This is a genomic window from Pseudomonas sp. MPB26 (assembly GCF_046605355.1).
Taxonomy (GTDB): Bacteria; Pseudomonadota; Gammaproteobacteria; order Pseudomonadales; family Pseudomonadaceae; genus Aquipseudomonas; species Aquipseudomonas cedrina.
Window position 1 is genome coordinate 1885575 of the sequence record NZ_CP176793.1, and the last position, 24433, is coordinate 1910007.

General features: G+C 60.9%; 26 protein-coding genes. 8 read left to right on the forward strand and 18 right to left on the reverse strand.

The genetic code is table 11. The annotated features are described in order from the left end of the window. Positions 1-22 precede the first annotated feature (22 nt). From ACLH0H_RS08660 to prlC, 7 genes are all read right to left on the reverse strand, one after another. Complete coding sequence (locus ACLH0H_RS08660) at positions 23-754, reverse strand: carbonic anhydrase (RefSeq protein WP_076952208.1); 732 nt, start codon at positions 752-754, stop codon at positions 23-25. Between the two features lie 227 nt (positions 755-981). Further along, complete coding sequence (locus tag ACLH0H_RS08665; RefSeq protein ID WP_411381710.1) at positions 982-2040, reverse strand: PA0069 family radical SAM protein; 1059 nt, start codon at positions 2038-2040, stop codon at positions 982-984. Positions 2041-2121: 81 nt separating this feature from the next. Then, positions 2122-3432: a c-type cytochrome gene (locus ACLH0H_RS08670; protein WP_411381711.1), complete on the reverse strand. Its 1311-nt coding sequence runs from the start codon at positions 3430-3432 to the stop codon at positions 2122-2124. 12 nt (positions 3433-3444) lie between these two features. Further along, the gene (locus ACLH0H_RS08675; RefSeq protein ID WP_411381712.1) at positions 3445-5229 is read right to left on the reverse strand and encodes a GMC family oxidoreductase; all 1785 of its coding nucleotides are present in this window, start codon (positions 5227-5229) and stop codon (positions 3445-3447) included. Between the two features lie 2 nt (positions 5230-5231). Beyond that, positions 5232-5984 (reverse strand): gluconate 2-dehydrogenase subunit 3 family protein, encoded by a 753-nt coding sequence (locus tag ACLH0H_RS08680; RefSeq protein ID WP_411381713.1) that lies wholly within the window; start codon positions 5982-5984, stop codon positions 5232-5234. A gap of 216 nt (positions 5985-6200) precedes the next feature. Continuing rightward, complete coding sequence (locus ACLH0H_RS08685; protein ID WP_065880359.1) at positions 6201-6476, reverse strand: YheV family putative zinc ribbon protein; 276 nt, start codon at positions 6474-6476, stop codon at positions 6201-6203. Next, a complete protein-coding gene (prlC, locus tag ACLH0H_RS08690; protein ID WP_411381714.1) occupies positions 6473-8524 on the reverse strand; it encodes an oligopeptidase A in 2052 nt (683 codons plus the stop codon). The genes ACLH0H_RS08685 and prlC overlap by 4 nt, the downstream gene beginning before the upstream one ends. A gap of 101 nt (positions 8525-8625) precedes the next feature. Here prlC and ACLH0H_RS08695 point away from each other — a divergent pair, with 101 nt between their 5' ends. Together ACLH0H_RS08695 and ACLH0H_RS08700 are read left to right on the forward strand one after the other, a co-directional pair. Continuing rightward, positions 8626-9168, forward strand: a complete 543-nt coding sequence (locus ACLH0H_RS08695) for a gamma carbonic anhydrase family protein (protein ID WP_411381715.1) — start codon at positions 8626-8628, stop codon at positions 9166-9168. Continuing rightward, on the forward strand, positions 9165-9824 hold the full coding sequence (locus ACLH0H_RS08700) for an HAD family hydrolase (protein WP_411381716.1): 660 nt from the start codon (positions 9165-9167) through the stop codon (positions 9822-9824). Before ACLH0H_RS08695 ends, ACLH0H_RS08700 begins: the two co-directional genes overlap by 4 nt. Positions 9825-9910: 86 nt before the next feature. On the opposite strand, the gene ACLH0H_RS08705 is transcribed toward ACLH0H_RS08700, so the two are convergent. Next, on the reverse strand, positions 9911-10954 hold the full coding sequence (locus ACLH0H_RS08705; RefSeq protein WP_411381717.1) for an aminopeptidase: 1044 nt from the start codon (positions 10952-10954) through the stop codon (positions 9911-9913). 144 nt (positions 10955-11098) lie between these two features. On the opposite strand from ACLH0H_RS08705, the gene ACLH0H_RS08710 reads away from it, so the two are divergent. After that, the gene (locus ACLH0H_RS08710; RefSeq protein ID WP_411381718.1) at positions 11099-11521 is read left to right on the forward strand and encodes a hypothetical protein; all 423 of its coding nucleotides are present in this window, start codon (positions 11099-11101) and stop codon (positions 11519-11521) included. Here the strand turns inward: ACLH0H_RS08710 and ACLH0H_RS08715 are convergent, their stop codons facing one another. Both ACLH0H_RS08715 and ACLH0H_RS08720 read right to left on the reverse strand, forming a co-directional pair. Continuing rightward, a complete protein-coding gene (locus ACLH0H_RS08715; protein WP_057725723.1) occupies positions 11522-11761 on the reverse strand; it encodes a DUF1161 domain-containing protein in 240 nt (79 codons plus the stop codon). 223 nt (positions 11762-11984) lie between these two features. Further along, complete coding sequence (locus ACLH0H_RS08720; protein WP_411381719.1) at positions 11985-12416, reverse strand: OsmC family protein; 432 nt, start codon at positions 12414-12416, stop codon at positions 11985-11987. 217 nt (positions 12417-12633) lie between these two features. Between ACLH0H_RS08720 and ACLH0H_RS08725 the strand changes: the two genes are divergently transcribed. After that, positions 12634-13635, forward strand: a complete 1002-nt coding sequence (locus ACLH0H_RS08725) for an LLM class flavin-dependent oxidoreductase (RefSeq protein WP_411381720.1) — start codon at positions 12634-12636, stop codon at positions 13633-13635. 58 nt (positions 13636-13693) lie between these two features. Here ACLH0H_RS08725 and ACLH0H_RS08730 read toward each other — a convergent pair whose 3' ends face one another. Together ACLH0H_RS08730 and ACLH0H_RS08735 are read right to left on the reverse strand one after the other, a co-directional pair. Further along, complete coding sequence (locus ACLH0H_RS08730) at positions 13694-13918, reverse strand: DUF1161 domain-containing protein (RefSeq protein WP_411381721.1); 225 nt, start codon at positions 13916-13918, stop codon at positions 13694-13696. 114 nt (positions 13919-14032) lie between these two features. Next, the gene (locus ACLH0H_RS08735; RefSeq protein WP_076952195.1) at positions 14033-14248 is read right to left on the reverse strand and encodes a dodecin; all 216 of its coding nucleotides are present in this window, start codon (positions 14246-14248) and stop codon (positions 14033-14035) included. 157 nt (positions 14249-14405) lie between these two features. Between ACLH0H_RS08735 and ACLH0H_RS08740 the strand changes: the two genes are divergently transcribed. Continuing rightward, positions 14406-14732, forward strand: a complete 327-nt coding sequence (locus tag ACLH0H_RS08740) for a YqjD family protein (protein WP_003170746.1) — start codon at positions 14406-14408, stop codon at positions 14730-14732. An 11-nt stretch (positions 14733-14743) separates the two neighbouring features. Here ACLH0H_RS08740 and ACLH0H_RS08745 read toward each other — a convergent pair whose 3' ends face one another. Beyond that, complete coding sequence (locus ACLH0H_RS08745; protein WP_411381722.1) at positions 14744-15640, reverse strand: LysR family transcriptional regulator; 897 nt, start codon at positions 15638-15640, stop codon at positions 14744-14746. A 109-nt stretch (positions 15641-15749) separates the two neighbouring features. Between ACLH0H_RS08745 and trpB the strand changes: the two genes are divergently transcribed. The 3 genes from trpB (at position 15750) to ACLH0H_RS08760 (ending at position 19613) form a co-directional block, all read left to right on the forward strand. Then, entirely contained in the window at positions 15750-16976 is a 1227-nt protein-coding gene (gene trpB, locus ACLH0H_RS08750; RefSeq protein ID WP_411381723.1) for a tryptophan synthase subunit beta, read from the forward strand. Further along, on the forward strand, positions 16976-17785 hold the full coding sequence (trpA, locus tag ACLH0H_RS08755) for a tryptophan synthase subunit alpha (protein WP_411381724.1): 810 nt from the start codon (positions 16976-16978) through the stop codon (positions 17783-17785). The genes trpB and trpA overlap by 1 nt, the downstream gene beginning before the upstream one ends. 169 nt (positions 17786-17954) lie before the next feature. Continuing rightward, entirely contained in the window at positions 17955-19613 is a 1659-nt protein-coding gene (locus ACLH0H_RS08760) for a BBE domain-containing protein (protein ID WP_411381725.1), read from the forward strand. A gap of 39 nt (positions 19614-19652) precedes the next feature. On the opposite strand, the gene ACLH0H_RS08765 is transcribed toward ACLH0H_RS08760, so the two are convergent. From ACLH0H_RS08765 to ACLH0H_RS08785, 5 genes are all read right to left on the reverse strand, one after another. Beyond that, on the reverse strand, positions 19653-20957 hold the full coding sequence (locus ACLH0H_RS08765; RefSeq protein ID WP_411381726.1) for an MFS transporter: 1305 nt from the start codon (positions 20955-20957) through the stop codon (positions 19653-19655). 188 nt (positions 20958-21145) lie between these two features. Beyond that, entirely contained in the window at positions 21146-22294 is a 1149-nt protein-coding gene (dgoD, locus tag ACLH0H_RS08770) for a galactonate dehydratase (RefSeq protein WP_003170741.1), read from the reverse strand. Positions 22295-22343: 49 nt separating this feature from the next. Next, positions 22344-22964 carry a 2-dehydro-3-deoxy-6-phosphogalactonate aldolase gene (locus ACLH0H_RS08775; protein WP_411381727.1) on the reverse strand — a complete coding sequence of 207 codons (621 nt, stop codon included), beginning with the start codon at positions 22962-22964 and terminating at the stop codon, positions 22344-22346. A 1-nt stretch (position 22965) separates the two neighbouring features. After that, on the reverse strand, positions 22966-23925 hold the full coding sequence (locus ACLH0H_RS08780; RefSeq protein WP_411381728.1) for a 2-dehydro-3-deoxygalactonokinase: 960 nt from the start codon (positions 23923-23925) through the stop codon (positions 22966-22968). Between the two features lie 176 nt (positions 23926-24101). Continuing rightward, positions 24102-24428, reverse strand: a complete 327-nt coding sequence (locus ACLH0H_RS08785) for a DOPA 4,5-dioxygenase family protein (RefSeq protein WP_411381729.1) — start codon at positions 24426-24428, stop codon at positions 24102-24104. Positions 24429-24433 lie beyond the last annotated feature (5 nt).

Below are 24433 nucleotides of genomic sequence, written 5' to 3' on the forward strand. Positions count from 1 at the left end.
CTTTACCCGGCAGGGAAGTGTTTTAGAAGCGCGCTTTAGGCGTCGCGCAAGGGATCGGCCCGTCGCCGCCCAGCGGTCGGAACGCCGACTGGTCCGCGTCAAAGGCTCTGATTTCGCTGGTCTCGATGTTGTAGATCCAACCATGGATGAACAACTGACCATTGGCCATGCGTGACGCCACGGAAGGGTGGGTGCGCAAATGTTGCAACTGGGCGATGACGTTTTCTTCGGTCAGCACCTTCATGCTCTCGCCTTCGCTTGCGCAGTCGCAGTTGTCGTGCACCATGGTCTTGGCGACCTCGGCATGCCGCAGCCAGGCCTTGACCGTCGGCATTTTCTCCAGGCTGTCGGGGTTGAGTACGGCGCGCATCGCGCCGCAATCGGAGTGGCCGCAGACAATGATGTGCTGTACGCCCAAGGCGAGCACCGCATACTCGATGGCAGTGGAAACACCACCGTTCATCTGGCCGTAGGGCGGTACCACGTTACCGACGTTACGCGTCACGAACAGGTCGCCCGGGGAGCTTTGGGTGATCAGCTCGGGCACGATGCGCGAGTCGGCGCAGGTAATGAACATCGCCCGTGGGCTTTGGGCCGTGGCGAGTTTCTTGAAGAGTTCTTCCTGCTGGGGGAAGACGTCATGATGGAAATGCAAAAAACCGTCAACGATGTGCTTAAGCGCTGCATCGGCGGTTTCCGCCACCTGAGGGGTCGAAGCCGACGCAGCCAACGGCTGTTTATCCTGGTCACTCATAATTCATCCTCTTGATTAATGCAGGGGGAGTGTTCAGGGCAATTCGACGCCCGGTCAGTGCAATAGTTGTAAATGCCAAAAACCGGGGCGCCGACTCATCAGTCACTCGCTGAACAAGGTAACCACCGAAACTTAACTCAAACTGAATGAACCGCTCTAGATCGGGGGTTTCAGTGATGTCAAAACGCGACTATTCCTACAAGGACTTCGCGTTTCGCCTTTTCAGTCTACAACAAAGCCATCTGCCTGCCCGGTGGGCAAAACGCCGTGCAATCCAGATTGAAGCCTTCCCGCCGATTCAGCCCCAGGCGCTTGATCGCCTTGCTGAACCGCTGGGCCAGCAGATCGGCAAACGGCCCTTCGCCACGCATGCGCACGCCGAAGCGGCTGTCGTAGACCTCACCACCGCGCACCTGGCGTACCAGGCTCATCACATGGGCCGCCCGTTGCGGGTAATGCGCTGTCAGCCACTCCTCGAACAGCGGCGCCACCTCCAGCGGCAGGCGCAGCATCATGTACGCTGCGCTTTGCGCGCCGGCGGCATGGGCTTCGGTCAGCAGGCTCTCCAGCTCACTGTCGTTGATCATCGGGATCATCGGCGAGCACAGCACACCCACAGGGATACCCGCTTCGCGCATCACCCGGATAGCCCGCAACCGCGCCTTGGGCGCCGCCGCGCGGGGTTCCAGGATGCGCTTGAGCTCATCGTCCAGGCTGGTGAGGCTGATCATCACGGCCACCAGACGCTGGCGCGCCAGTTCAGTCAGCAGATCAAGATCACGCAGGATCAGCGAGCCCTTGGTAATGATGGTCACCGGATGCCGGTAGCGCAGCAGCACTTCAAGGGTTTGCCGGGTGATCCGGTACTCGCGCTCGATCGGCTGATAGGGGTCGGTGTTGGAGCCCAGGTTGATCGGGGCGCACACATAGCCGGGTTTGGATAACTGCTGTTCCAGCACATCGGCGGCGTTACTCTTGGCGATCAACCTGGTTTCGAAATCGAGCCCCGGCGACATGTCCCAATAGGCATGGCTGGGCCGCGCATAGCAGTAGATGCAGCCATGTTCGCAGCCCCGGTAGGGGTTGATCGAGCGATCGAACGGCAGGTCCGGCGAGTTGTTACGGGTGATGATGGTCTTGGCCGTTTCGATACGTACCTCGGTGCCCTGGGTCGGCGGCACTTCCTGATGCCAGCCGTCATCCTCGGCCACGCTGACCGTAGGCGCAAAGCGGTTGTGCAGGTTGGTGGCCGTGCCCCGGCCACGGGGCGGCAGCGGAGTAGACATGAAAACGCCTCGATACTGTTTTTATATACAGTACCGAGGCACAAGGTTTCTGACCAGTGCCGTTTGGCGGTCAGGCACGCGTCAATGCTTTTGCGTGACTTGGCCCAGGTCATCGCCGGAGGTGGTGTGCATATCGTTGTCGCGCAGGGCCTTCACATCGCCGGCGGTCACGGGCGCGCCCCGGTTGCCCCAACTGCCCCGGATGAAACTGACGACATCCGCCACTTCTTGGTCCGACAGACGCCAGGCAAATGCCGGCATGGTGAAGGGCGACGGCGCCGCGTGGGTAGCCGGCAGGGTGCCGCCGTTCAACACGATGTTGATCAGCGACGTGGCGTCCGCCGTCTGCAGCACCGGGTTGCCCGCCAGCGCCGGGAATACCCGCGTGTAGCCATGGCCGTCGGTACGATGGCAAGCCGCGCAGTTATCGATATACACCGAGGCTCCGCGCTGGCGGTCATCGCCTTTCCACAAGGCGTCTGCGACTTGCTTGTCGTACTGGTGCGGCTGGTCCTTTGGATCTACCGCCGGCAGGCTCTTGAGGTAACGGGCGATAGCTGTCAGATCGTTTTCCGACATGTACTGCATGCTGTGGACGACAACATCGCTCATGCCGCCAAACACGGCGCTGCGATCACTGCGCCCGGTCTTGAGAAATTGCACCAATTGTTCCTCGCTCCAACCGCCGAGGCCGTCCTTGTGGTCGCCGCGCAGGCTCTTGGCAATCCAGCCTTCCAGCGGCGCGCTGCCAGACAGGAACGCGTTGCCGTCCGTGGCGCTCAGGGCTTTTTCCTGCATGGTCAGGGCCCGTGGCGTATGGCACGCGCCGCAGTGGCCGAGGCCTTCGACCAGGTAAGCGCCACGGCTGAGCACCGGGTCGGCATTGGCCGGTGCCAGGTAATCCGCAACCTCGGGCGCGAACATCCAGCGCCACGCCGCCAAGGGCCAACGCATGCTCAGGGGCCACGGAATATCGCTGTCCTTGTTTTCCTGGGCGACCGGCTCAACGCCCTTCATGAAGTACGCATACAGCGCTTGCATGTCGCTTTCGCTGACACGCGCGTAAGACGGGTAGGGCATCGCCGGGTAAAGCGTACTGCCGCTCTTGGCGACGCCATGGCGCACGGCCTTGTCGAAGTCTTCGAAGCTGTAGTCGCCCAGGCCAGTCTTGTCCGGAGTGATGTTGGTGGAGTAGATCACGCCGATCGGGGTTTCCATCGGCAGGCCGCCGGCGAAGGGCTTGCCGCCCTTGGCCGTGTGGCAGGCCACGCAGTCACCGGCGCGGGCCAGGTATTCGCCCTGCTTGACCAGGTCGGTTTCGGCGGCGCTCACCGAGCAACTGCTGAGCAACGCCAGGGAGGCGGCGAAGGTCGCGATAACAAGTGCTTTCATGGTCATCGCTCCTTATGCCTGAACCAGTGGGCCGGGGTTTTTCAGGTACTGCTCACGAATCGCCCGGGCCGACCAATAGGTCAGCGCCGCCACCAGGCCGGTCGGGTTGTAGCCCAAGCCTTGTGGGAAAGCGGATGCACCTGGGACGAACACGTTGTGCACATCCCAGCATTGCAGGTAGCGGTTCAAGGCACTGGTTTTCGGGTCGATACCCATGATCGCGCCGCCGTTGAGGTGGGTGGTCTGGTACGACGCGGTGTTGAAATGCTCACCGACCTTCTTGCCGAGCAAGGCAATGGCCTTGGGGTTCATCGCTTCGGCGACCTTGCTCATTTTCTCGACCATGAAGCGGTTCATCTTGATGTCGTTTTCCTGCCAGTCGAACGTCATCCGCAGCAACGGCAGGCCGTAGGCATCGCGATAAACCGGGTCCAGATCCAGGTAGTTGCCTCGGTAGGACTGATGCGCGCCGTGGGCATCCATCGACACTTGGTGGGTGTAGTAATCGGCGGTGGCGCGCTTCCAGGCGCTGCCCCAGGCTGGCGTGCCCGGAGGGTTGGACGTACCGGCAATCGGCCGGCTGCCGGCCTGGTTGACCCACATCGGCGAGCCGCCCACAAAGCCATGGGGCCCGTGGTCGAAGTTGTCGGCGTTGAAGTCATCGATGGCCACACCATTGCCGCCCGCACCGATGAAGTTGTTGGTGTGGGTGTCTTTGTCGAAGAAGGCCTTGATGGTGGCCATGTTCTGGTAGGCGAAGTTCCTGCCCACCACCCCCTCATTGGTAATCGGGTCGTAGGGCTTGCCGATCCCGGACAACAGCATCAGCCGCACATTATGGAACTGGAAGGCACCCAGGATGACCAGGTCCGCCGGCTGTTCGCATTCGCGCCCCTGGGCGTCGATATAGGTCACGCCGGTGGCCTTGCTCCCGCTGCTGTCGAGGTTGACCTTGAGCACGTGGGAATTGGCTCGCAGCTCGAAGTTCGGCACCTGGCGCAACGCTGGCAAGATGTTCACATTCGGCGAGGCCTTGGAATACATGTAGCACACGTAGCCACTGCAGAAACCGCAGAAGTTACACGGGCCCATCTGCGCACCGTAGGGGTTGGTGTAGGGCCCCGAGGTATTGGCTGAGGGCAAGTTGTAGGGTTTGTAACCGACCTCGGCCGCCGCTTTCTGGAACAGCTGTGCGGAGACGGTGTTTTTCTGCGAGGCCAGCGGAAACGGGTTGGAACGATCCGGCGCATAGGGGTTGCCGCCACGGCCTTCGCCGACTAATTGGCCTTTCACGGTCCAGGCTTGGCCGGAGGTGCCGAAGACTTTTTCGGCGTAGTCGAAAAACGGCTCCAGCTCTTCATAACTGACACCGAAGTCCTGGATGGTCATGTCTTTGGGAATGAAGTGTTTGCCGTAGCGCTCTTCGTAGTGGCTGCGCATGCGCAACTCAATCGGATCGACACGAAAATGCACGCCGGACCAGTGCAGCCCCGCGCCGCCGACGCCATTGCCTGGCAAAAACGCGCCCAACTGACGGTTCGGCAGTGCAACATCATTCACGCTGTGGCGAATGGTCACCGTTTCCTTGGAAATGTCCTGGAAAAGTTTTTTGCGCACGCTGTAGGTCAATTCGTCGATGACCTGGGGATAGCTGCCGTCCGGGTACGTGTCCTGCATCGGGCCACGTTCCAGCGCCAGCACGTTAAGGCCCGCTTCCGTCAGCTCTTTGGCCATGATCGCGCCGGTCCAGCCGAAACCTACGATCACCGCGTCTACTTTCTTCATGATGGTCGCCACGTTTATGCCCTCTCGCCGCGCATGGAAACAGCCGGGAAGGGGTAAGGCTCGTTACGTTCCACCCAGTCCATGAAGTCGGCGCGGGCGCCGGGGAAGCCGATCATGGTCCAGCCGACCATGCCTTTGTTGCCACCGTGGATTGGGTCGCAGAAGAAGCCTTCCTTGGTGTTTTGCAGCAGCAGGTTGAAGAACATCTTTGGCGGCACGGCATCGAAATGTGCGCCCAGCTCACCACCGCCAGCCTCCAGGCGACGCAGCATGTCGTCTCGGGTAGCGCTGTCTTGCGCGGCAAAAGCTTTACCGTTGAACGCCTTCGACCATGCATCCGTCGCGGCAATGCCCAGGCGATAAATGTCCTTGGGCACCAATTTGCTCTGCCAGCCCATTTCCGGCGGTGCATCGGCATTGAAGGGGCCTTGCATGAACCACAGGGCGCCGCTGGCGTAAGGGGTGTGCATCTGGCGGTCGATGTATTCCGGCGCACCCGCTTCCAGGGCGCCTGGGCCTTGGGCGTCAGCGGGGATCAAGCGCTCGACGGCGGCGTTGATGAAAGCCCATTCCTCAGCCGTGAAGTAAGTCGGCTCGTAAGCTTTGTCGCTCACGTCAGGCTTGGCTGGCGCGGCCTGGGCCGGCTCAGGCGTCGCCATCAGCATCGAGCCAGCCAGGCCCGTGCTGGCAACCGTGACCACCGGGATCAAGGTCAAGGATTTGCGCAGAAAGTCACGCCGGGGGTTGTCTTGATCTTGATCAGACATGGTGGCACCTCATCATGTGGTCACGGATTTATCAGCGGCTTCTAGTGAGCGGCTTGGGTTTTTGCAATCAATGGATACAAATGATAGCAGGCTAACGATGAGGGGGAGCGATTCAGCGACCTAAGTCGAATAAAGCCGGGAAAAAAAGTGGGAGCTGGCTGATCGTTCCCACGCAGGGCGTGGGAACGATCATCAGGTACTGATGAGGGGAAGGCTTTAGTCTTTTTTCAGCTTGGGGTTCGGGAAAAACTGCACGGCCTGGATTTTTGGGTCCGCCGGCGCTTTGAGCGCCGAGGTGTTGACCCGCGTACCCAATTCCTTGGGCACCGACAGGCCTTGGTCATTGAGCGTGTCGGTATAACCGCAGGCCACGCATTCACGGTGCGGCACGTTGTCTTCGGTCCACATCTTGAGCTTGTCCGGCTCGCTGCACGCGGGGCACACAGCCCCGGCGATAAATTGCTTTTTGGTGATCACAGGCCCTTCACTCATGCTGCCGCGTCCTCACTCAGGCCGCTGTGGCGCAAGAGTGCGTCAATCGACGGCGCACGTCCGCGGAAGTCGACGAACAGCACCATCGGCGCCTGGGAACCGCCACGCGCCAGGATGGCTTCGCGGAAAGCACGGCCGGTCTCGGCGTTGAGTACGCCGTCTTCTTCAAACTTGGAAAAGGCATCCGCCGACAGCACTTCGGCCCATTTGTAGCTGTAGTAACCGGCCGCATAACCACCGGCGAAGATATGCGCAAAGCTGTTGGGGAAGCGGTTGTAGGCCGGCGGACGCATCACCGAGACTTCGTCGCGCACGCCTTCGAGCACTTGCGCCACGCTGCGGCCGTCGCCGTGGGTGGCGTGCAGTTCAAAGTCGAACAGCGAGAATTCCAGCTGGCGCACCATCATCAGGCCGGATTGGAAGTTCTTCGCCGCGAGCATTTTTTCCAGCAGGTCCTGGGGCAGCGGCTCACCGGTTTCATAGTGGCCGGAGATCAGCGCCAGGCCTTCAGGCTCCCAGCACCAGTTCTCCATGAACTGGCTCGGCAACTCCACCGCATCCCAGGCCACGCCGTTGATGCCGGACACGCCCGCGTGTTCGACACGGGTCAGCAGGTGATGCAAGCCGTGGCCGAACTCGTGGAACAGCGTCGTCACTTCATCGTGGGTCAGCAGGGCAGGCTTGCCGCTGTCGGCCGGGGTGAAGTTGCACACCAGATTGGCCACCGGGCTCTGCAGCACGCCGTCGACGGTGCGACGACGGTCGCGGGCGCCGTCCATCCAGGCACCGCCACGCTTGTTGGCGCGGGCGTACAGGTCGAAGAAGAAGCGGCCGACGTGCTGGCCGTTTTCCTTGATTTCAAACAGGCGAACGTCCGGATGCCAGGTGTCGAAGCCTTTCTGCTCCGCGATCTCGATGCCGTACAGGCGCTGCACGATGGCGAACAGGCCGCCCAGCACTTTATCGATCGGGAAGTAGGCGCGCAGGGCTTCCTGGGACACGCTGTAGCGCTGCTCACGCAGTTTTTCGCCGTAGAAACCGCTGTCCCAGCTTTGCAGGTCGGCGCAACCTTGCTCGGCGGCGTAAGCCTTGAGCTGTTGCAGGTCCTGGGCGGCAAACGGCTTGCTGCGCTTGGCCAGGTCACGCAGGAAACTGAGCACCTGATCGCTGGACTCGGCCATCTTGGTCGCCAGGCTCAGCTCGGAGAAGGACGCATAACCCAGCAGTTGAGCCAGCTCCTGACGCAGGTCGAGGATCTGTTCCATCACCGGACCGTTATCGTTCTGACCGGCATTCGGGCCTTGGTCCGACGCACGGGTGCAGTAGGCCGCGTAGGTTTCTTCGCGCAGGGCACGATCCTGAGCGTAGGTCATTACCGCGTAGTAGCTGGGGAACTCCAGGGTGATCAACCAGCCTTCAAGGCCCTTGGCTTGGGCGGCGGCGGCCATTTGCGCCTTGGCCGAGTCGGTCAGGCCGGCGAGGGTAGCCTCATCGGTGACATGTTTGGTCCAGGCTTGGGTAGCATCCAGCAACTGGTTGGAGAACTTGCTGCCCAATTCGGACAGTTTGCTCTGCACTTCGGCGTAGCGCTTTTGCTGCTCGGGCGGCAGATCGATACCCGACAAACGGAAGTCACGCAGGGCGTGTTCCAAGATGGTTTTTTGCGCCACGTCGAAACCGGCGGCTTCCGGGCTGTTGGCCAAGGCTTCGAACGCCTGGAACAGGGCGCGGTTCTGGCCCATTTCGGTGGAATAGGCGCTCAACGCCGGCAAACACGCCTCATAGGCCTCGCGCAGTTCGGCGCTGTTGCACACGGCGTTGAGGTGGCTGACCGGGCTCCAGGCGGCGCCCAGGCGATCATTGAGTTCGTCCATCGCCAGCACCAGCCCGGCCCATGTCGGATTTTTACCCTGGCTTTGCAGGATGCCTTCGATGGCGACACGGTTGTCGGCGAGGATCTGTTCGATGGCCGGCTGGACGTGCTCGGCACGGATCGCCGAGAACGGCGGCAGGTCGTAGGACTGCAGAAGCGGGTTGTTCGCGCTCACGGTTGGCACCTTGGCTGAAGAAACTGATAAGACAAAGATGGGGCCATCTTAATTACAATCAACACCCACCGCAGCTATCAGCAGAAGAGAGAGAGGCTATCGTGACCCTTCGCACCTATCAGAACCACACGCCAACCCTGGGCGCCGGGGCTTTTGTCGATATTTCGGCGGTGGTGATCGGCGATGTCGAAATCGGCACCGACAGCTCGGTCTGGCCGCTGACCGTGATTCGCGGCGACATGCACCACATCCGCATCGGTGCGCGCACCAGCGTTCAGGATGGCTGCGTATTGCACATCACCCACGCCGGGCCTTTCAATCCGGGTGGTTTCCCGCTGCTGATCGGCGATGACGTGACCATCGCCCACAAAGTCATGCTGCACGGCTGCACAGTGGGCAACCGCATCCTGATCGGCATGAGCAGCATCGTCATGGACGGCGCGGTGGTGGAGGACGACGTGATCATCGGCGCCGGCAGCCTGGTGCCGCCGGGCAAGACACTGCAAAGCGGCTTCTTGTATGTTGGCAGCCCGGTCAAACAGGTCCGCGCGTTGACGGACAAGGAACGCGCTTTTTTCACCTATAGCGCCGCGAACTACGTGAAGCTCAAGGACCTGCACCTGGCTGAAGGATTCGACCGATGACCCTGCGCCACCCAACAATCCTGTTCGACCTGGACGGTACCCTCACCGACCCACGCGAAGGCATCACCCGCTCGATCCAGTACGCCCTCGCCAAATTGGGCATCGACGAGCCGGACCTGAGCAAACTCGAACACTTCATCGGCCCGCCCTTGCTGCAGGCCTTCATGCAGTTCTATGGCTTCGATGAAGCCAAGGCGTGGGAGGCGGTGAATTTCTATCGCGAGCGTTTCAAGGTCACCGGGCTGTATGAAAACCGCGTGTTCGACGGCGTAATGCCGCTGCTCGAAGACTTGAGCAGCCAAGGCCGCCAACTCTACGTTGCCACCTCGAAGCCTTGGGTGTTCGCCCGTGAAATTGCCCGCCACTTCGATTTTGCCAGGCACTTCAAGGTGATCTACGGCAGTGAGCTGGACGGCACGCGCACCAACAAGGTCGAGCTGATCGCCCACTTGATGCAGGAGGAAGGCCTGGACCCGGCGGCGACCCTGATGATCGGCGACCGCAAGCATGACCTGATCGGCGCGCGCAGCAATGGGCTGGATTCGGTGGCCGTGGGGTATGGCTTTGGCAGCTTCGAGGAGCTGAATGCAGAGGCACCGACCTGGCACTTCGAGACGTTGGCGCAGATGCATCAGGCGTTTTTGCACGAGTCTTGAGACCGCCATCGCAGGCAAGCCAGCCCCCACATTTTAACCGGTGTACACAAGACCAATGTGGGAGCTGGCTTGCCTGCGAAGAGGCCCTAACGGCCACCACCTTCCAACTGTCTCAACGCAGCCTTACGCTCCTCCACCGACAACCGCCCCATCTTCTCCACCGCCGCATAGAACCTCACCCAATCCCCATCCTCCTGCCGAAACAGCGCCGCAAACGCCGGCACCCACCGGTCATACAACCCAAACGGCAACAACCGCGCGTTGTTCATTGGCTGGTTGATCCAGGCGTCATAGCGTTTGTCACCGCCCCACTGACTGTCGCGCAGTTGCCGGTACTCGCTGCGCAAACGCTCGAATTGCGCCGCCTTGGCCTGACGCATCGCATCGGTTGCCAGAGGCTGGGCGTAAAGCTTTTCCAAGCGTTCACGGGTATCCAGGACCAACTGGATAAACTGGTCACGCTGCTTTGACGCCGACAGACTCTGCGGCGCCAGGCCTCGCGCGGCACGCCACTGACGGGTGCCTTCCTGCTCGACGAAGCTGGCAAACGACTCGTTGAACTCGGTGTCGTCCTTCACGTAGAAACGCTGGTGCGCCAGTTCATGGAAGATCAGCGTGGCCAGACGCTCATCACCCCAGTGCATCATCGAATTCATGATCGGGTCGTTGAACCACCCCAAGGTGGAATACGCCTCGACGCCGCCTATCGATACGTCCATGCCTTGCTGCTTCAACCACGCAGCTTCGCCGCGCGCCGCGCCTTGGTTGTAATAACCGCGATAGGCCACACAGCCTGCGATTGGAAAGCAGTGGGTTTGCGGTGACAGGGAAAACTCCTGCGTGGCGAACACATTCCAGACCACATAAGGCCGACCAATATCGGCGTACAACCTGTAACTCTGGTTGTCAGGAAGATGCAGATGCTCACTGGCGAACGTGCGCGCTTTTTGCGACTGCACCAGGTGCTCGCGCAACAGCGGTGGGCGGGAAGGGTCGGCAATGACCTGCGCCACCGGCTCGCGGGCGCGCAGCAATTGCAACTGACCGCTGGCCAATTGGCCGTAATAACCGACGCTGGAACAGCCGCTGAGCAATACAACCATCAACCCTGGAAAAAAACGCCTGACCATGCCCGACCGCTCCTGGGTAATTTGCTCGCCAGACTATCGCGCCTGGACGGAATTTTTCCATGGCTCGCGGTGTTTATACTGAGTAGGGAGTCTGCTGCGGTTGGCGTCAGGCTCGTCTCTTTCGCCCAACGTTGAGTGCCTGCCATGCGCCAGCTAATGCTTCCCGTCGTTGCCCTGTTCCTCAGTGCCTGCACCACAACCCCCGTACCGCCAAGGGATCCGCAACAGGCCTGGGTCGATTTCACCACCCCGACGCCGGGGGCGAAGATGGTGATGGCGCAGCGTCTGGATGGAAAAAACCTCGACGACGGGCGTTATTTCCAGATGCCGCCCGGCCCTCATGAATTGATGGTGCGCTTCGACTTCGAGGTGCCTGCCGGCGGCGGTTTGGGCGGGCTCAGCCAGACGATGTACCGCACCTGCTTCATGACCCTGGCGTACGACCACTTCAAGGCCGGCCAGCGCTATGTGCTGGAAGGCCGCTCGCTGGCCTTCACACCCAATATCCGGCTGTATGACTCGGCGCGTCAGTTGCTGGCGCAGGAACGTAGCGTCAACTGCATCTGATCAGTCGTTGTTTTTCTGGTAGATGATGCGCTTGGTGCCGTTTTCGCACGAGCCGACGATCATTGCGCTGTCGTGGTTCTTGGCTTCTTCGGCGGTGATGATTTCCAGGGTGTAGGAGGGAATAGCCTTGGCCTGGATGTTGACTTCAATTTCCTTGCGAAGCTCTTCGCAGTCTTTTGGAGCGGCCACCGCCGACGTGGCCAAGACACCGCAGATGACCGCCAAAGCAAAACGTTTCATGTGTGTAGCTCCCTGAATGCATTGCGCACGGGTGTGCGTCTAAGGCTGCATGAGCTATAGGACCACAGTTCCTAAACGAGGGTTCTGATTTAAAGCAAACTCCTCTGTGGGAGCGGGCTTGCTCGCGAATGCGGTGTGGCAGTCAACATATGCATCGACTGATCCACCGCATTCGCGAGCAAGCCCGCTCCCACATTAGACCTGCCGTGTCAGGCAGATCGTGTCAGCTTACAAGAGTGGCATCCAGGATGATGGTTGCATTCAGCACTTTGGACACCGGGCATCCTTCCTTGGCCTTTTTGCTCAGCTCATCGAACTGCGCCTGGCTGGCGCCTGGGATCTTGGCCTTGAGGATCAGCTTCACGGCAGTGATGGCAAAGCCGCCTTCCACTTGGTCCAGGGTCACCTCGGCCTGAGTGTCGATGCTGTCAGCCTTGAGCCCGGCATCGCCGAGAATCATGGAAAACGCCATGGAGAAACAGCCGGCGTGAGCCGCACCGATCAGTTCTTCCGGGTTGGTGCCCTTACCACCTTCGAAACGAGCCTTGAAGCCGTAGGGCGCTTCACGCAATACGCCAGTTTCCGTAGAAATGGAGCCCAGACCTGTCTTCAGGTCACCTTCCCAATGCGCGGATGCTTTTTTAACGATACTCATAGCGGTCTCCTCGAACGGTGGTTTTGCGTTAGTAGAGTTCTGAGGATAGAAGCTCTGGCAAAGTTCACCTCGTCAGAGAAACCTAGTAAACCAGTAGGAAATTTCATAGGTTGCTATTGAATCTCGGGTATATGCCCTCATTGCATAGAACATGCACATGAAGCGGCAGGTTTTGGTTCGTTTAAAAAGCCTGCGCCCCCATTGGAGAAGCAGGCTTATGAAATCGCTGTCCGACGTAAAATTCTCGACCCTGGACCTGGTGCCCGTGCGCGCCAACGGCAGCCCGGCGCAGTCACTGCGCAATTCCCTGGACCTGGCCCAGCATGTGGAAAAGTTCGGCTACACCCGTTTCTGGGTGGCTGAACACCACAACATGGACGGCATCGCCAGTTCGGCCACCTCGGTATTGCTGGGTTACCTGGCCGGTGGCACCTCGACGATTCGCGTCGGTTCCGGCGGTGTGATGCTGCCCAACCACGCGCCGCTGGTGATCGCCGAACAATTCGGCACCCTGGAAAGCCTCTACCCCGGCCGCATCGACTTGGGCCTGGGCCGTGCGCCCGGTTCCGACCAGATGACCGCCCGCGCCCTGCGCCGCGAGCGCTCAGGCAGTGCCGACGACTTCCCGGAAGATGTTGCCGAGCTGATGGCCTACCTGGGCCCACGCACGCCTGATCAACGGGTCATTGCGGTTCCCGGCACCGGCACCAACGTGCCCGTCTGGCTGCTGGGCTCCAGCTTGTTCAGTGCACAACTGGCAGGCGAACGCGGCTTGCCCTACGCCTTCGCTTCGCATTTCGCACCACGCTTGATGCATGAGGCGATTCGCGTCTACCGCAACCACTTCAAGCCTTCTGCCGTGCTGGACAAGCCCTACGTCATGCTCGGCATTCCATTGGCGGCGGCGGACACCGACGAGCAGGCCGACTACTTGGCCACTTCGGTGTACCAACGCATCCTCGCGCTGATGCGCGGCCAGAGCCTAGTGCAGCGCCCACCGGTGGACAGCATGGATGGCCTGTGGCTGCCCCATGAAAAAGACGCGGTCGGCAGTTTCCTCGGCCTGGCGATGGTTGGCGGCCCGGCGAAGATCCGCGCCAAACTGGAAGTACTGATCGAGCAGACCGGCGCAGACGAGCTGATTTTCACCAGCGACCTGTATGAACACGCTGACCGGATTCATTCCTACGAGCTACTGGCGCAAGTGATGAAGGGCTGAACCCGAGGCTAAAAAAAACCGACGCACACGCGTCGGTTTTTTATATCTGCAACACGGGTTAACCGCGCTTGTAGACGATTTCCTTGGTGCCGCCTTCGCAGCTGCCGACTACATCGCCGTCCGCCGCTGCGCCTTTGTCCACCACTTCCAGCGAATAACCCGAGGCTCCCTTGGCGTCGATTTTCGCTGCGATTTCACTTTTGAGCTCTTCACAAGGCTTGCCCGCCGCCAGGGCTGTGCCTGCAAGGCTCAACAAACCTACTGCCAACAAAAACTTCTTCATCCGTTACTTCCTTGCGCTGATCGAATAGAACGTGCCGACGCTGTCGCATCGCCACCCCAACGGTGTAGCGCAGGTTATGGCAATCGGCCAGTTAGCAAAGTTCAACTCTGCGGATCAACTGCTGGCAATTCGGAATCCCACCTTGAGCGTGACTTGGTAGTGGGCAACCTTGCCGTCTTCGATATGCCCACGGGTTTCAGTCACTTCAAACCATTCCAGGTGCTTGAGGCTCTTGCTGGCTTCAGCCAGGGCATTCTGGATCGCATCTTCGATGGTGGTGGTGGACGAGCCCACCAGTTCGACTTTCTTGTAGGTGTGATGATCGGTCATGGTTTTTCTCCTTAAGGGACGTTTATGGAGCCTAGCAGTCAATCTTCGTACTGCTTCAGGCGGCCGTTGCGCCTGGAAAGTTCAGATTTACTGCACTTTCTGAGACGGGCGCAGTCGGTATCTACACACGCCACTCAATCACGTCAGGAGAGTCCACATGGCCAACACTTCTTTACGCAAAGCGTCACTGGAAAGCATGGAAGCCGAGATTTCGAGCCTGCTCAAGTCCCTTGAGAGCCTCAAGGACGATGCGTCCGACGAGTCGCGCAAAACGCTGAAGGCCCTGAAAAGCAATGCCGAGAACGCCCTCAAGCACTCGCGCCATCTGATCAGCGACGCCTACGAAGAAAGCAAAGTCAAAATCCGCGAAACCGGTGTTGCTACCCGAGATTACGCCCAGGAACACCCATGGACTACAGCCGGTGTCGCTGTAGGCGCCCTGGGGCTGTTGGCGGCCTATCTGCTGTGCAAACGCGGTGACTGATTTTTTACCGGCTACAGGGGCTGGCGCAACAGCTCAGTCTTGAGCCATTGCGCCAGTTGCCCGGCGCGCCCATCCGCGGCGCGCTTGGGCAGCCACAACGCCAGGTGTGCCGGGGTTTCGCTGAACCCCCACGGCGCCACCAGGCGACCCGCCCGAACGTCCTCCGCGACCAGCGGCTGCGGCGCAATTGCCACGCCCAAGCCGGCCACCGCCGCCTCCAGCAAATAATACAAATGCTCAAACCCCTGGCCGTGTTTCAACGTGTTCGGCGCTATCCCGTGTTGCTGCGCCCAGCTGGGCCATGCCTGCGGGCGCGACGTGGTGTGCAGTAACGCTTCACTGCACAACGCGGCGGCGGGCGCGTGACGCAAACGCTCATAGCCGGCAAAGCGCGGGCTCATCACCGGGCCTATACGTTCGCTGGCCAGCTCAAACACCTGCATGTCCGCCGGCCATGGCGGCTCGGCGAACAGCAACAGGGCATCGAGACCCGGCCGCCGGGGGTCAAGATCACCGTCACCCGCCGAAAGGTGCAGGCGCAGGTCCGGCAGGTCCGCATTCAAGCGGCCCAGGCGCGGAATCAACCAGCGCGCCAGCAAACTGCCCGAGCAGCCGAGTACGAAGGGCGCGTCGGCGCTGGCCTGGGTCAGTTCTGCACACACATCCCTTAACCGCTCAAACGCCTCGGCGCTGACATCGCGTAAGCGGACACCGGCATCTGTGAGTTTAAGGCCGCGCCCATCCTTAATAAAAAGGCTGACACCCAAGTGTTCTTCCAACACCTTCAACTGGCGGCTGACGGCGCCGTGAGTGACGTGTAATTGCTCGGCTGCCTGGCTGACGCTGTTGAGCCGCGCGGTGGCTTCAAACGCGCGCAGCGCATTAAGGGGTGGAAGGTCTAGGCTCATCTGTGAGTTTTCCTGACAGGTTACGGCGATCTTATCGGTTTTCAGCGTAGAGCGTCAGGGGTAGAGTGGCCCTCATTGTTTCTTACACCCCATTTTCCTGGAGCGTCCCATGACCCAGTCCCAGACCGATCTACGCAACGGCCCAGACGCCAACGGCCTGTTCGGTGCGTTCGGCGGCCGCTACGTCGCGGAAACCCTGATGCCGTTGATCCTCGACCTGGCCCGCGAGTACGAAGCGGCCAAGATCGATCCGGCGTTCAATAAGGAATTGGCCTACTTCCAGCGCGATTACGTCGGCCGTCCAAGCCCGCTGTACTTCGCCGAGCGCCTGACCGAGTTCTGCGGCGGCGCCAAGATCTACCTCAAACGCGAAGAGCTGAACCACACCGGCGCCCACAAGATCAACAACTGCATCGGCCAGATCCTGCTGGCACGGCGCATGGGCAAGAAACGCATCATCGCCGAGACCGGCGCCGGCATGCATGGTGTGGCCACCGCCACCGTGGCGGCGCGTTTTGGCCTGCAATGTGTGATCTACATGGGCACCACCGACATCGAGCGCCAGCAGGCCAACGTGTTCCGCATGAAGCTGCTGGGCGCCGAAGTGATCCCGGTGGTGGCCGGCACCGGCACCCTCAAGGACGCGATGAACGAAGCCCTGCGTGACTGGGTAACCAACGTCGATGACACCTTCTACCTGATCGGTACCGTGGCCGGCCCACATCCTTACCCGGCTATGGTGCGCGACTTCCAGGCCGTGATCGGCAAGGAAACCCGCGACCAGATGCAAGCCCAGGAGGGCCGCCTGCCCGACAGCCTGGTTGCGTGCATCGGCGGCGGCTCCAACGCCATGGGCCTGTTCCACCCGTTCCTCGATGACACCAGCGTAGAAATCATCGGCGTTGAAGCGGCCGGCCACGGCATCGAAACCGGCAAGCACGCCGCCAGCCTCAACGGCGGCGTACCCGGCGTACTGCACGGCAACCGCACCTTCCTGTTGCAGGACGATGACGGCCAGATCATCGATGCCCACTCGATTTCCGCCGGCCTCGACTACCCCGGCATCGGCCCGGAACACGCCTGGTTGCATGACATCGGCCGCGTCCAGTACACCTCGGTCACCGACGACGAAGCCCTTGATGCCTTCCACAAATGCTGCCGCCTGGAAGGGATCATTCCTGCACTGGAAAGCGCCCACGCCCTGGCCGAAGTGTTCAAGCGCGCACCGAGCCTGCCCAAGGACCACCTGATGGTGCTCAACCTGTCCGGCCGAGGCGACAAAGACATGCAGACGGTCATGCATCACATGGAACAGTCTAAGCAGGAGAAACACTGATGAGCCGCCTGCAAACCCGCTTCGCGCAGCTTAAAGAACAGAACCGCGCCGCCCTGGTGACCTTCGTCACCGCCGGCGACCCCGGTTATGACACCTCCCTGACGATCCTCAAGGGATTGCCGGCCGCCGGTGCCGACGTGATCGAGCTGGGCATGCCCTTCACCGACCCGATGGCCGATGGCCCGGCCATCCAATTGGCCAACATCCGCGCACTGGAAGCCAAGCAGAACCTGGCGAAAACCCTGCAGATGGTTCACGAGTTCCGCAAGGACAACAACGATACGCCGCTGGTGTTGATGGGCTACTTCAACCCGATCCACAAATACGGCGTGCCGCAGTTCATCGCCGACGCCAAGGAAGCCGGCGTCGACGGCCTGATCGTGGTCGACATGCCGCCCGAGCATAACGGCGAATTGTGCGACCCGGCCCAGGCCGCCGGCATCGACTTTATCCGTCTGACCACGCCGACGACCGATGACGTACGCCTGCCGACCGTGCTCAATGGCAGTTCCGGCTTTGTGTATTACGTATCGGTAGCGGGCGTGACCGGCGCCGGCGCGGCCACCCTGGAACACGTCGAAGAGGCCGTGACCCGCCTGCGTCGCCATACCGACCTGCCGATCAGCATTGGCTTCGGTATCCGCACACCGGAGCAAGCCGCCGCGATCGCGCGTTTGGCTGATGGCGTGGTGGTAGGTTCTGCGCTGATCGATCACATCGCCAATGCCAGCAGCGACCAGCAAGCGATCGATGGCGTATTGAGCCATTGCGCGGCACTGTCAGAAGGCGTGCGCAACGCTCGTCGGTAAGTGTGCCTGTCTGGATTCTTGCGCTAGGCTTGTGGGGTGACACGCCGTCACCCCACAAGCACTTCATGCCTATTGCCGTCTAACCGCCTCTGCAAGCCTGCGCAGTTCTTGCCTCCCGGTCGTTAAGTTAGCTGCATCAGAAGTCATCCTTGGCTCCCAGGAGTACAACATGGCATTTGATCTCGTCACCGCGTCGGACCCTCGTCACTCAACCCTGCAGAAAGGCTTCAACCTGCGCTGGCCATTGGGCAACGTGCAGGGCCAGTCTTCGCCCAATGGCGCCAACCTCATCTACATCTGCCATGACACACAGGGCATCATCGACGCCGCCGCCCAGGCACTGGCGACACCCAATGGCCGGATAACCGTGCGCAGCGGGGGTCATTGCTACGAAGGTTTTGTCGCCAACAAGATGCCCGACACCCCCAATGAGGTGCTGTCGATCCTGGACATCAGCCCGCTCAACCAAGTGGTGTACGACGTCAACGGGCAACTCGTCTCCGAACTGATCCCTACCTCAGCGCATCGCTACCGCTTTGGCCTGGGGGCTGGCGGCCAGAACTGGGATGCCTACGTGACGCTGTACAAGTTGGCCAACAAGAGCCTGCCCGGTGGCTCGTGTTACTCGGTCGGACTGGGTGGCCATATTTGCGGAGGCGGCTACGGGTTGCTGTCGCGCAAGGACGGCCTGATGTGTGACTGGTTGAGCGGTGTCGATATGCTGGTACCCAACGCCCAGGGCAACGGCCTGATCCCTGTGCATGTGGCCCGCAACAGCAGTGATAAGGACGAACTGGACCTGTTTGCCGCGTGCTGCGGTGCCGGCGGCGGGCAGTTCGGGATTATCACCCGCTATTACTTCGACAGTTTGCCGGACGCCCCCGCCGAAGTGTTGTGGCTGGTGATGGAGTGGGACTGGTCGCTGCTGACCAAGCCTGCGCTGGACAGCCTGCTGACGGCCTATCAGGACTGGTTTGCGCGCAACCAGGCCAACCAGGCCACCTGGGGCCTGGCCACCAAGCTGGAAATGCGCCACCAGAACACCGGCAACATCACTCTGGATGTTCATTATGTGGACAAGGATGGCGGGCTGCAGGATCGGGCCGCCTTCGATGATTTTGTGTCGGCCATGCTCAATGCCATCGGCCTTCCCGCCACTGAATGCCTCAGCCAATTACCCACGACCCACTTGCCACGCAGCAGCCCGGCGGGGCGTACGATCAATTCACTGTCATCCGCCCTGGCGGCCACGCGTCGGATGGATTGGTTGCATTGCCAGCAGACACTCAACGGTTCAGGGCCAAACCAGCGGGGCCGCTACAAGTCGGCGTACCAGAAGGGGTTTTTTACCCCACCGGTCCTGCAGGCGATCTGGAATACGCTGACATGGAATGACCCCAATAAGTACCTGACTCAAAGCCTGATCCAGATCCAGTCATTCGGCGGGCAGATCAATGAGGCCAGCGCCGCGGTGCGCCGGGAATCATCGGTTGCGCAACGTTCCTCTTACCTGAAGTGGCAACCGCAATGCTATTGGCGGGATGCAAGCGCCGTTTTGGATAAGGCACACGCGGACTGGATTCAAGGGCTGTACTTCGCGGCCTTCGCCAATGACGGTGGCGTTCCGCTCAATGCCCAGTTCGAGGGCTGCTACATCAACTACCCCGACCTCGACATGGTGTTCAATGGCGGCGACCCAAGCCAGCCACGCAACCCGCAGTGGTACGCGATCTTCTTCCCCGACTCCACTGTCGAAAGCCGCCTGCGGCAGACCAAACAACGCTGGGACCCGCTGAATGTGTTCCGCAATGAAATGTCTGTGCCGTAAACCGAAGGTAACGGGCGACCGCCAGGTCGCCCGCTTTTCCTACAGCTCGATCCGCTCGACCTTGCCCACCAGCAGGATGTAGGACAGTGCCCCAAGCAACGCCAGCACCGCGATATAGGTAATCGCCGGCGCAAACGAATCACCACTGGCCAAGAAGCCAATCACGATCGGCGTGGCAATCGCCGACAGATTGCCGATGAAGTTGAACACCCCACCAGTCAGGCCCAACAGACGCGCTGGTGCCAGGGTCGACACCAGTGACCAGGTGATCGACGCCAAGCCGTTACCAAAGAACGCCAGCGCCAGGAACGCGATCACCCAGGCCGTCGAGTCCACATAGTTGGCACCGATGATCGCCGTGGAAATCAGCAAGCCGCCAATGATCGGCAACTTGCGCGCAAACCCCACCGACGCGCCGCGACGAATCAGCCAATCGGAAAAGATCCCCGAGCACAGCACGCCGACAAACGCTGCCAGGAACGGCAGCGACGCCAGCAGGCCGGACTTGATGAAGTCCATGCCGCGATATTTCACCAAGTAGGTCGGGAACCATGTCAGGAAGAACCACAGCGTGGAGTTCAGGCAGAACTGCCCCAGGTAGATGCCCCAGAGCTTGCGTTTGCTCAACACGATGCCCAGGTCGACCCAGCTGAACGGCGCCTTGGTGGTTTTTTCCTGCATGTCCACCAGGCCACCGCCTTCGCGGATCAGTTCGATTTCAGCGGCGTTGGCGCCTTTGAAATCTTTGGGTTCGCGATACACCGCATACCAGATCACCGCCCACACAATGCCCACGCCACCGGTGGCGACAAACACCATGTGCCAGCCAAACGCGTGTTGCAGCCAGGCCAGGACCGGGGTGAGAAACGCCAGCCCGACAAACTGCCCCGAGGTGTAGACGCCAATCGCCGTGGCGCGCTCACGCTCGGGGAACCAGGTGGTGACCACACGGCTGTTGATCGGATACGCCGGGGCTTCCAACGCACCCACCGCCATGCGCAGCACGAACAGCGCGATAAAGCTGGCGGCGAAGCCGAGCATTACGGTGGCGATGGACCACAGCAACAGCGCAGCGGTGTACAGAATGCGCGGCGGCACGCGGTCCACCAGCCAGCCACCGGGGATTTGCATGGCGGCGTAGGTCCAGCCGAAGGCCGAGAAGATCAGCCCGACGTGCACCGGGTCGATGCCCAGGTCGCTGGTCAAGGCCGGGGCGGCGATCGACAGGTTACTGCGGTCGAGGTAGTTGATCACCACGGTGATGAACAGCAGCACCATGATGAAAAAACGCTTTCGGGTAGGCGTGACTAAAGAAGCCTGTCCGGTGAGGGGTTCAGGGTGCATGGGGAGGTGCCTCTTTTTATGGTTGTTGAGGACAGAAATTGAGCTGACTGAAGAAACCGGATCAAAAAAATGTGGGAGCGGGCTTGCTCGCGAAAGCTGAGTGTCAGTCGACATATTTGGCGGCTGATTCACCGCATTCGCGAGCAAGCCCGCTCCCACATTTTTGAACGCGTTCCTTCAGTCAGCAATCACCACTCGGCAAAGCTGCCGTCGGCGTGGCGCCAGATCGGGTTGCGCCAGCGATGGCCGATGGCCGCGCGCTCGATCACGTATTCCTCGTTGATCTCGATACCCAGGCCCGGCCCGTTGGGGATCTTCACAAAGCCCTGGTCATAGTCGAACACGCCCGGATCGCGCACGTAATCGAGCAGGTCATTGCTCTCGTTGTAGTGAATGCCCAGGCTTTGCTCCTGGATAAACGCGTTGTAGCACACCGCATCCAACTGCAGGCAGGCAGCCAGGGCAATCGGGCCCAGCGGGCAGTGCAGGGCCAGCGCCACGTCGTAGGCTTCGGCCATGTTGGCGATCTTGCGGGTTTCGGTGATGCCGCCGGCGTGGGAAGCATCCGGCTGGATGATGTCGACGTAGCCTTCGCTGAGCACGCGCTTGAAGTCCCAGCGCGAGAACAGACGCTCGCCCAAGGCAATCGGCGTACTGGTCAGCGGCGCCAGTTCCTTGAGCGCTTCGTAGTTCTCGCTCAGCACCGGCTCTTCGATAAACATCAGTTTGTACGGGTCCAGCTCTTTCATCAGCACCTTGGCCATGGGCTTGTGCACGCGGCCATGGAAGTCGACGCCGATGCCGACGTTCGGGCCGACCGCATCACGCACGGCGGCGACGTTGGCCAGGGCCAGGTCGACCTTTTCGAAGCTGTCGACGAACTGCAGCTCTTCGGTGCCGTTCATTTTCACCGCTGTGAAACCCCGGGCCACGGCTTCCTTGGCGGCGCGGGCGGTATCAGCTGGACGGTCGCCACCAATCCACGAGTACACGCGGATCTTGTCACGCACCTGGCCGCCGAGCAGATCGCTGACCGACACGCCAAGCGCCTTGCCCTTGATGTCCCACAACGCCTGGTCGATACCGGCGAGGGCGCTCATGTGCACGGCGCCGCCACGGTAGAAGCCGCCGCGATAGAGCACGGTCCAGATGTCTTCGATATTGCGTGGGTCTTTGCCGATCAGGTAGTCGGACAATTCTTCGACAGCAGCCGCCACCGTGTGGGCGCGACCCTCGACCACGGGTTCACCCCAGCCGGTCACGCCCTGGTCGGTTTCGACTTTCAGGAAGCACCAGCGCGGCGGGACGATAAAGGTCGTCAGTTTGGTGATTTTCATCTGTTATCTCTCTTATAGATGCGGCGCCTGTGGGCGCGGAACTTATCAGTCAGTTCAGGGCTTTCCAGGCGGCGACATAAGCCTGGGCGCGGCTCGCTACCTGATCCACTGTCATACCCGGCTTGAACAACCCGGAACCCAGCCCGAAGCCTTTGGCACCGGCGTCGATAAACACTTGCATGTTGTCCGGGGTAATGCCGCCCACCGGCAGCAACAAGGTGTCTGCCGGCAATACCGCCAACCATGCCTTGATCACCGATGGGCCCATTTGCTCGGCGGGGAACAGTTTCAACACGTCGGCGCCTTCGGCCAGTGCGGCGAAGGCTTCGGTGGGCGTGGCCACGCCCGGCGACAAGTACAGGCCCGCGGCTTTTGCGGCGCGCAACACCTTGGCGTCGCTGTGTGGCATCACGATCACCTGGCCGCCGGCCGCCTTCACCTGCTCAACCTGCTCAGGCAGCAGCACCGTACCAGCACCGATCAGGCAATCGGCGGGCAGGCTGTCGCGCAGGGTACGGATGCTGGTGTAGGGATCGGGCGAATTGAGCGGGACTTCGATTACACGAAACCCAGCCTGGTAGAGCACCTGGCCGACGGCCTGGGCTTCGTCCGGGCGGATACCGCGCAGGATCGCGATCAAACCGTTTTGCGCGAGTGCTTGCTTGAGCATGTCAGGCCTCCGTTACAGGTTGAATGAGCCCGGCCGCCTCGGCCAGTTGCCACAGGCCGCGCTCGCTGGCTTCCTGCGCCAGGCTGACATGGGCAAAGCCGCAGAGTGCGAGGGCGCGTTGATAGCGGGTGCAGAGGGCAGCGGCGCCGACCAGGATGATCTGCTTACGTTTTGCATTGTCCGGCAAGCCGCTGAGTTCATGGCCGATGAGCAAGCCCGAAAGGTAGTCGGGCTGCTGGTCGGGGGCGAGTTCGGCAGTGAGGCCAAGGGTGCGCGCACTGAACAGCGTCGACAGCACGCCGCGCTGGCCGTCTTGGGAGAGCGCCACTTGCACGCCTCGGTCAAAGGCTTCGGCCTGGAATTGTTCGCTGGTTTGCTGGGTGCGCCCCAGGATGCTGTGCTTGCTCAGCACCGCGAACACCTCGCCGGTCATGAAGGTGTCGAAGTGGGTGATGCAGCCTTTGACCACTTCGACCCATTTGGAATGGCTGCCGGGCAGGCCGATCAGTACGTCGGTGCCGAGCCCCTGCAGCACGCCCAGTACCTGGGTTTCTTCGCCGCGCATCACGTTGGGCAAGCCCGTCTTTTCGATCACGCCCGGCACGATATGCACGTCGATCCCGCGCAAGCTGCGCACGCGGTGCAAGGCCTGGCTGAGGCTGGCGACATCGACCGGCGTGTTGCGGTAAGCCGCCTCGCTCCAACCCTGGGCGCTGCCGACCATGCCACAGGCGATCACTGCAAGGTTGGGCTCGGCGTCAAGCCAGTCGCCGCACGCCGCATCGAACGCCAATTCAAAGCCATCGCTGCAATGCACGCCGGCGATATTCCGGGGCTCGCTGGGCAAATGCATGATGCCCCAGGCCAGCGAGCGCTGTTCCAGCACTACGCCTGCGGGGCCGAGTTTATAAGCACGAAGGGAACTGGTTCCCCAATCGAGCGCGATCAATTGCGCCTGCATCGCTTCACCTGAAATGAGTGGGTGCTGAAAAAAGCAGATGGGCGAATATAAACCTATGGCCAGTTACATCTCAATATATAAATAACGATCCCATATAATGGGAGAAATTGAGATAAATCCTACGATGTCCCCGGCTTTAACTGGGCAGGAGCTCAGGCGCTATCTGATACAGAGGCTTAAAAATTCGACAGGTCCAGTTCGCGCATGGCGCCCATCCAGATCGCATAGTCGGTATGGTCCTTGAGGTCATCCCCGGTATCGGGATGCAGGAACACCACCAGGCCATTGCGGTGCAGCGCCAGCCACGGCAGCACCACGCCGATGTATTCGGGCTCAAACGCCAACTGGCAGCTCCAGTCCGGATGCGGGCCCACGGGCCGTTCGTGCACACGCCCCATGCGCAGCGGAAAAAGCTTGGCAGCGTCTTCGCACAGGGTGCGCGCCTGTCCGAGGGTGCTGGCGTCAAAGTAGATGTGAGCGTGATAGCCCTTGATACGCTGCATGACGG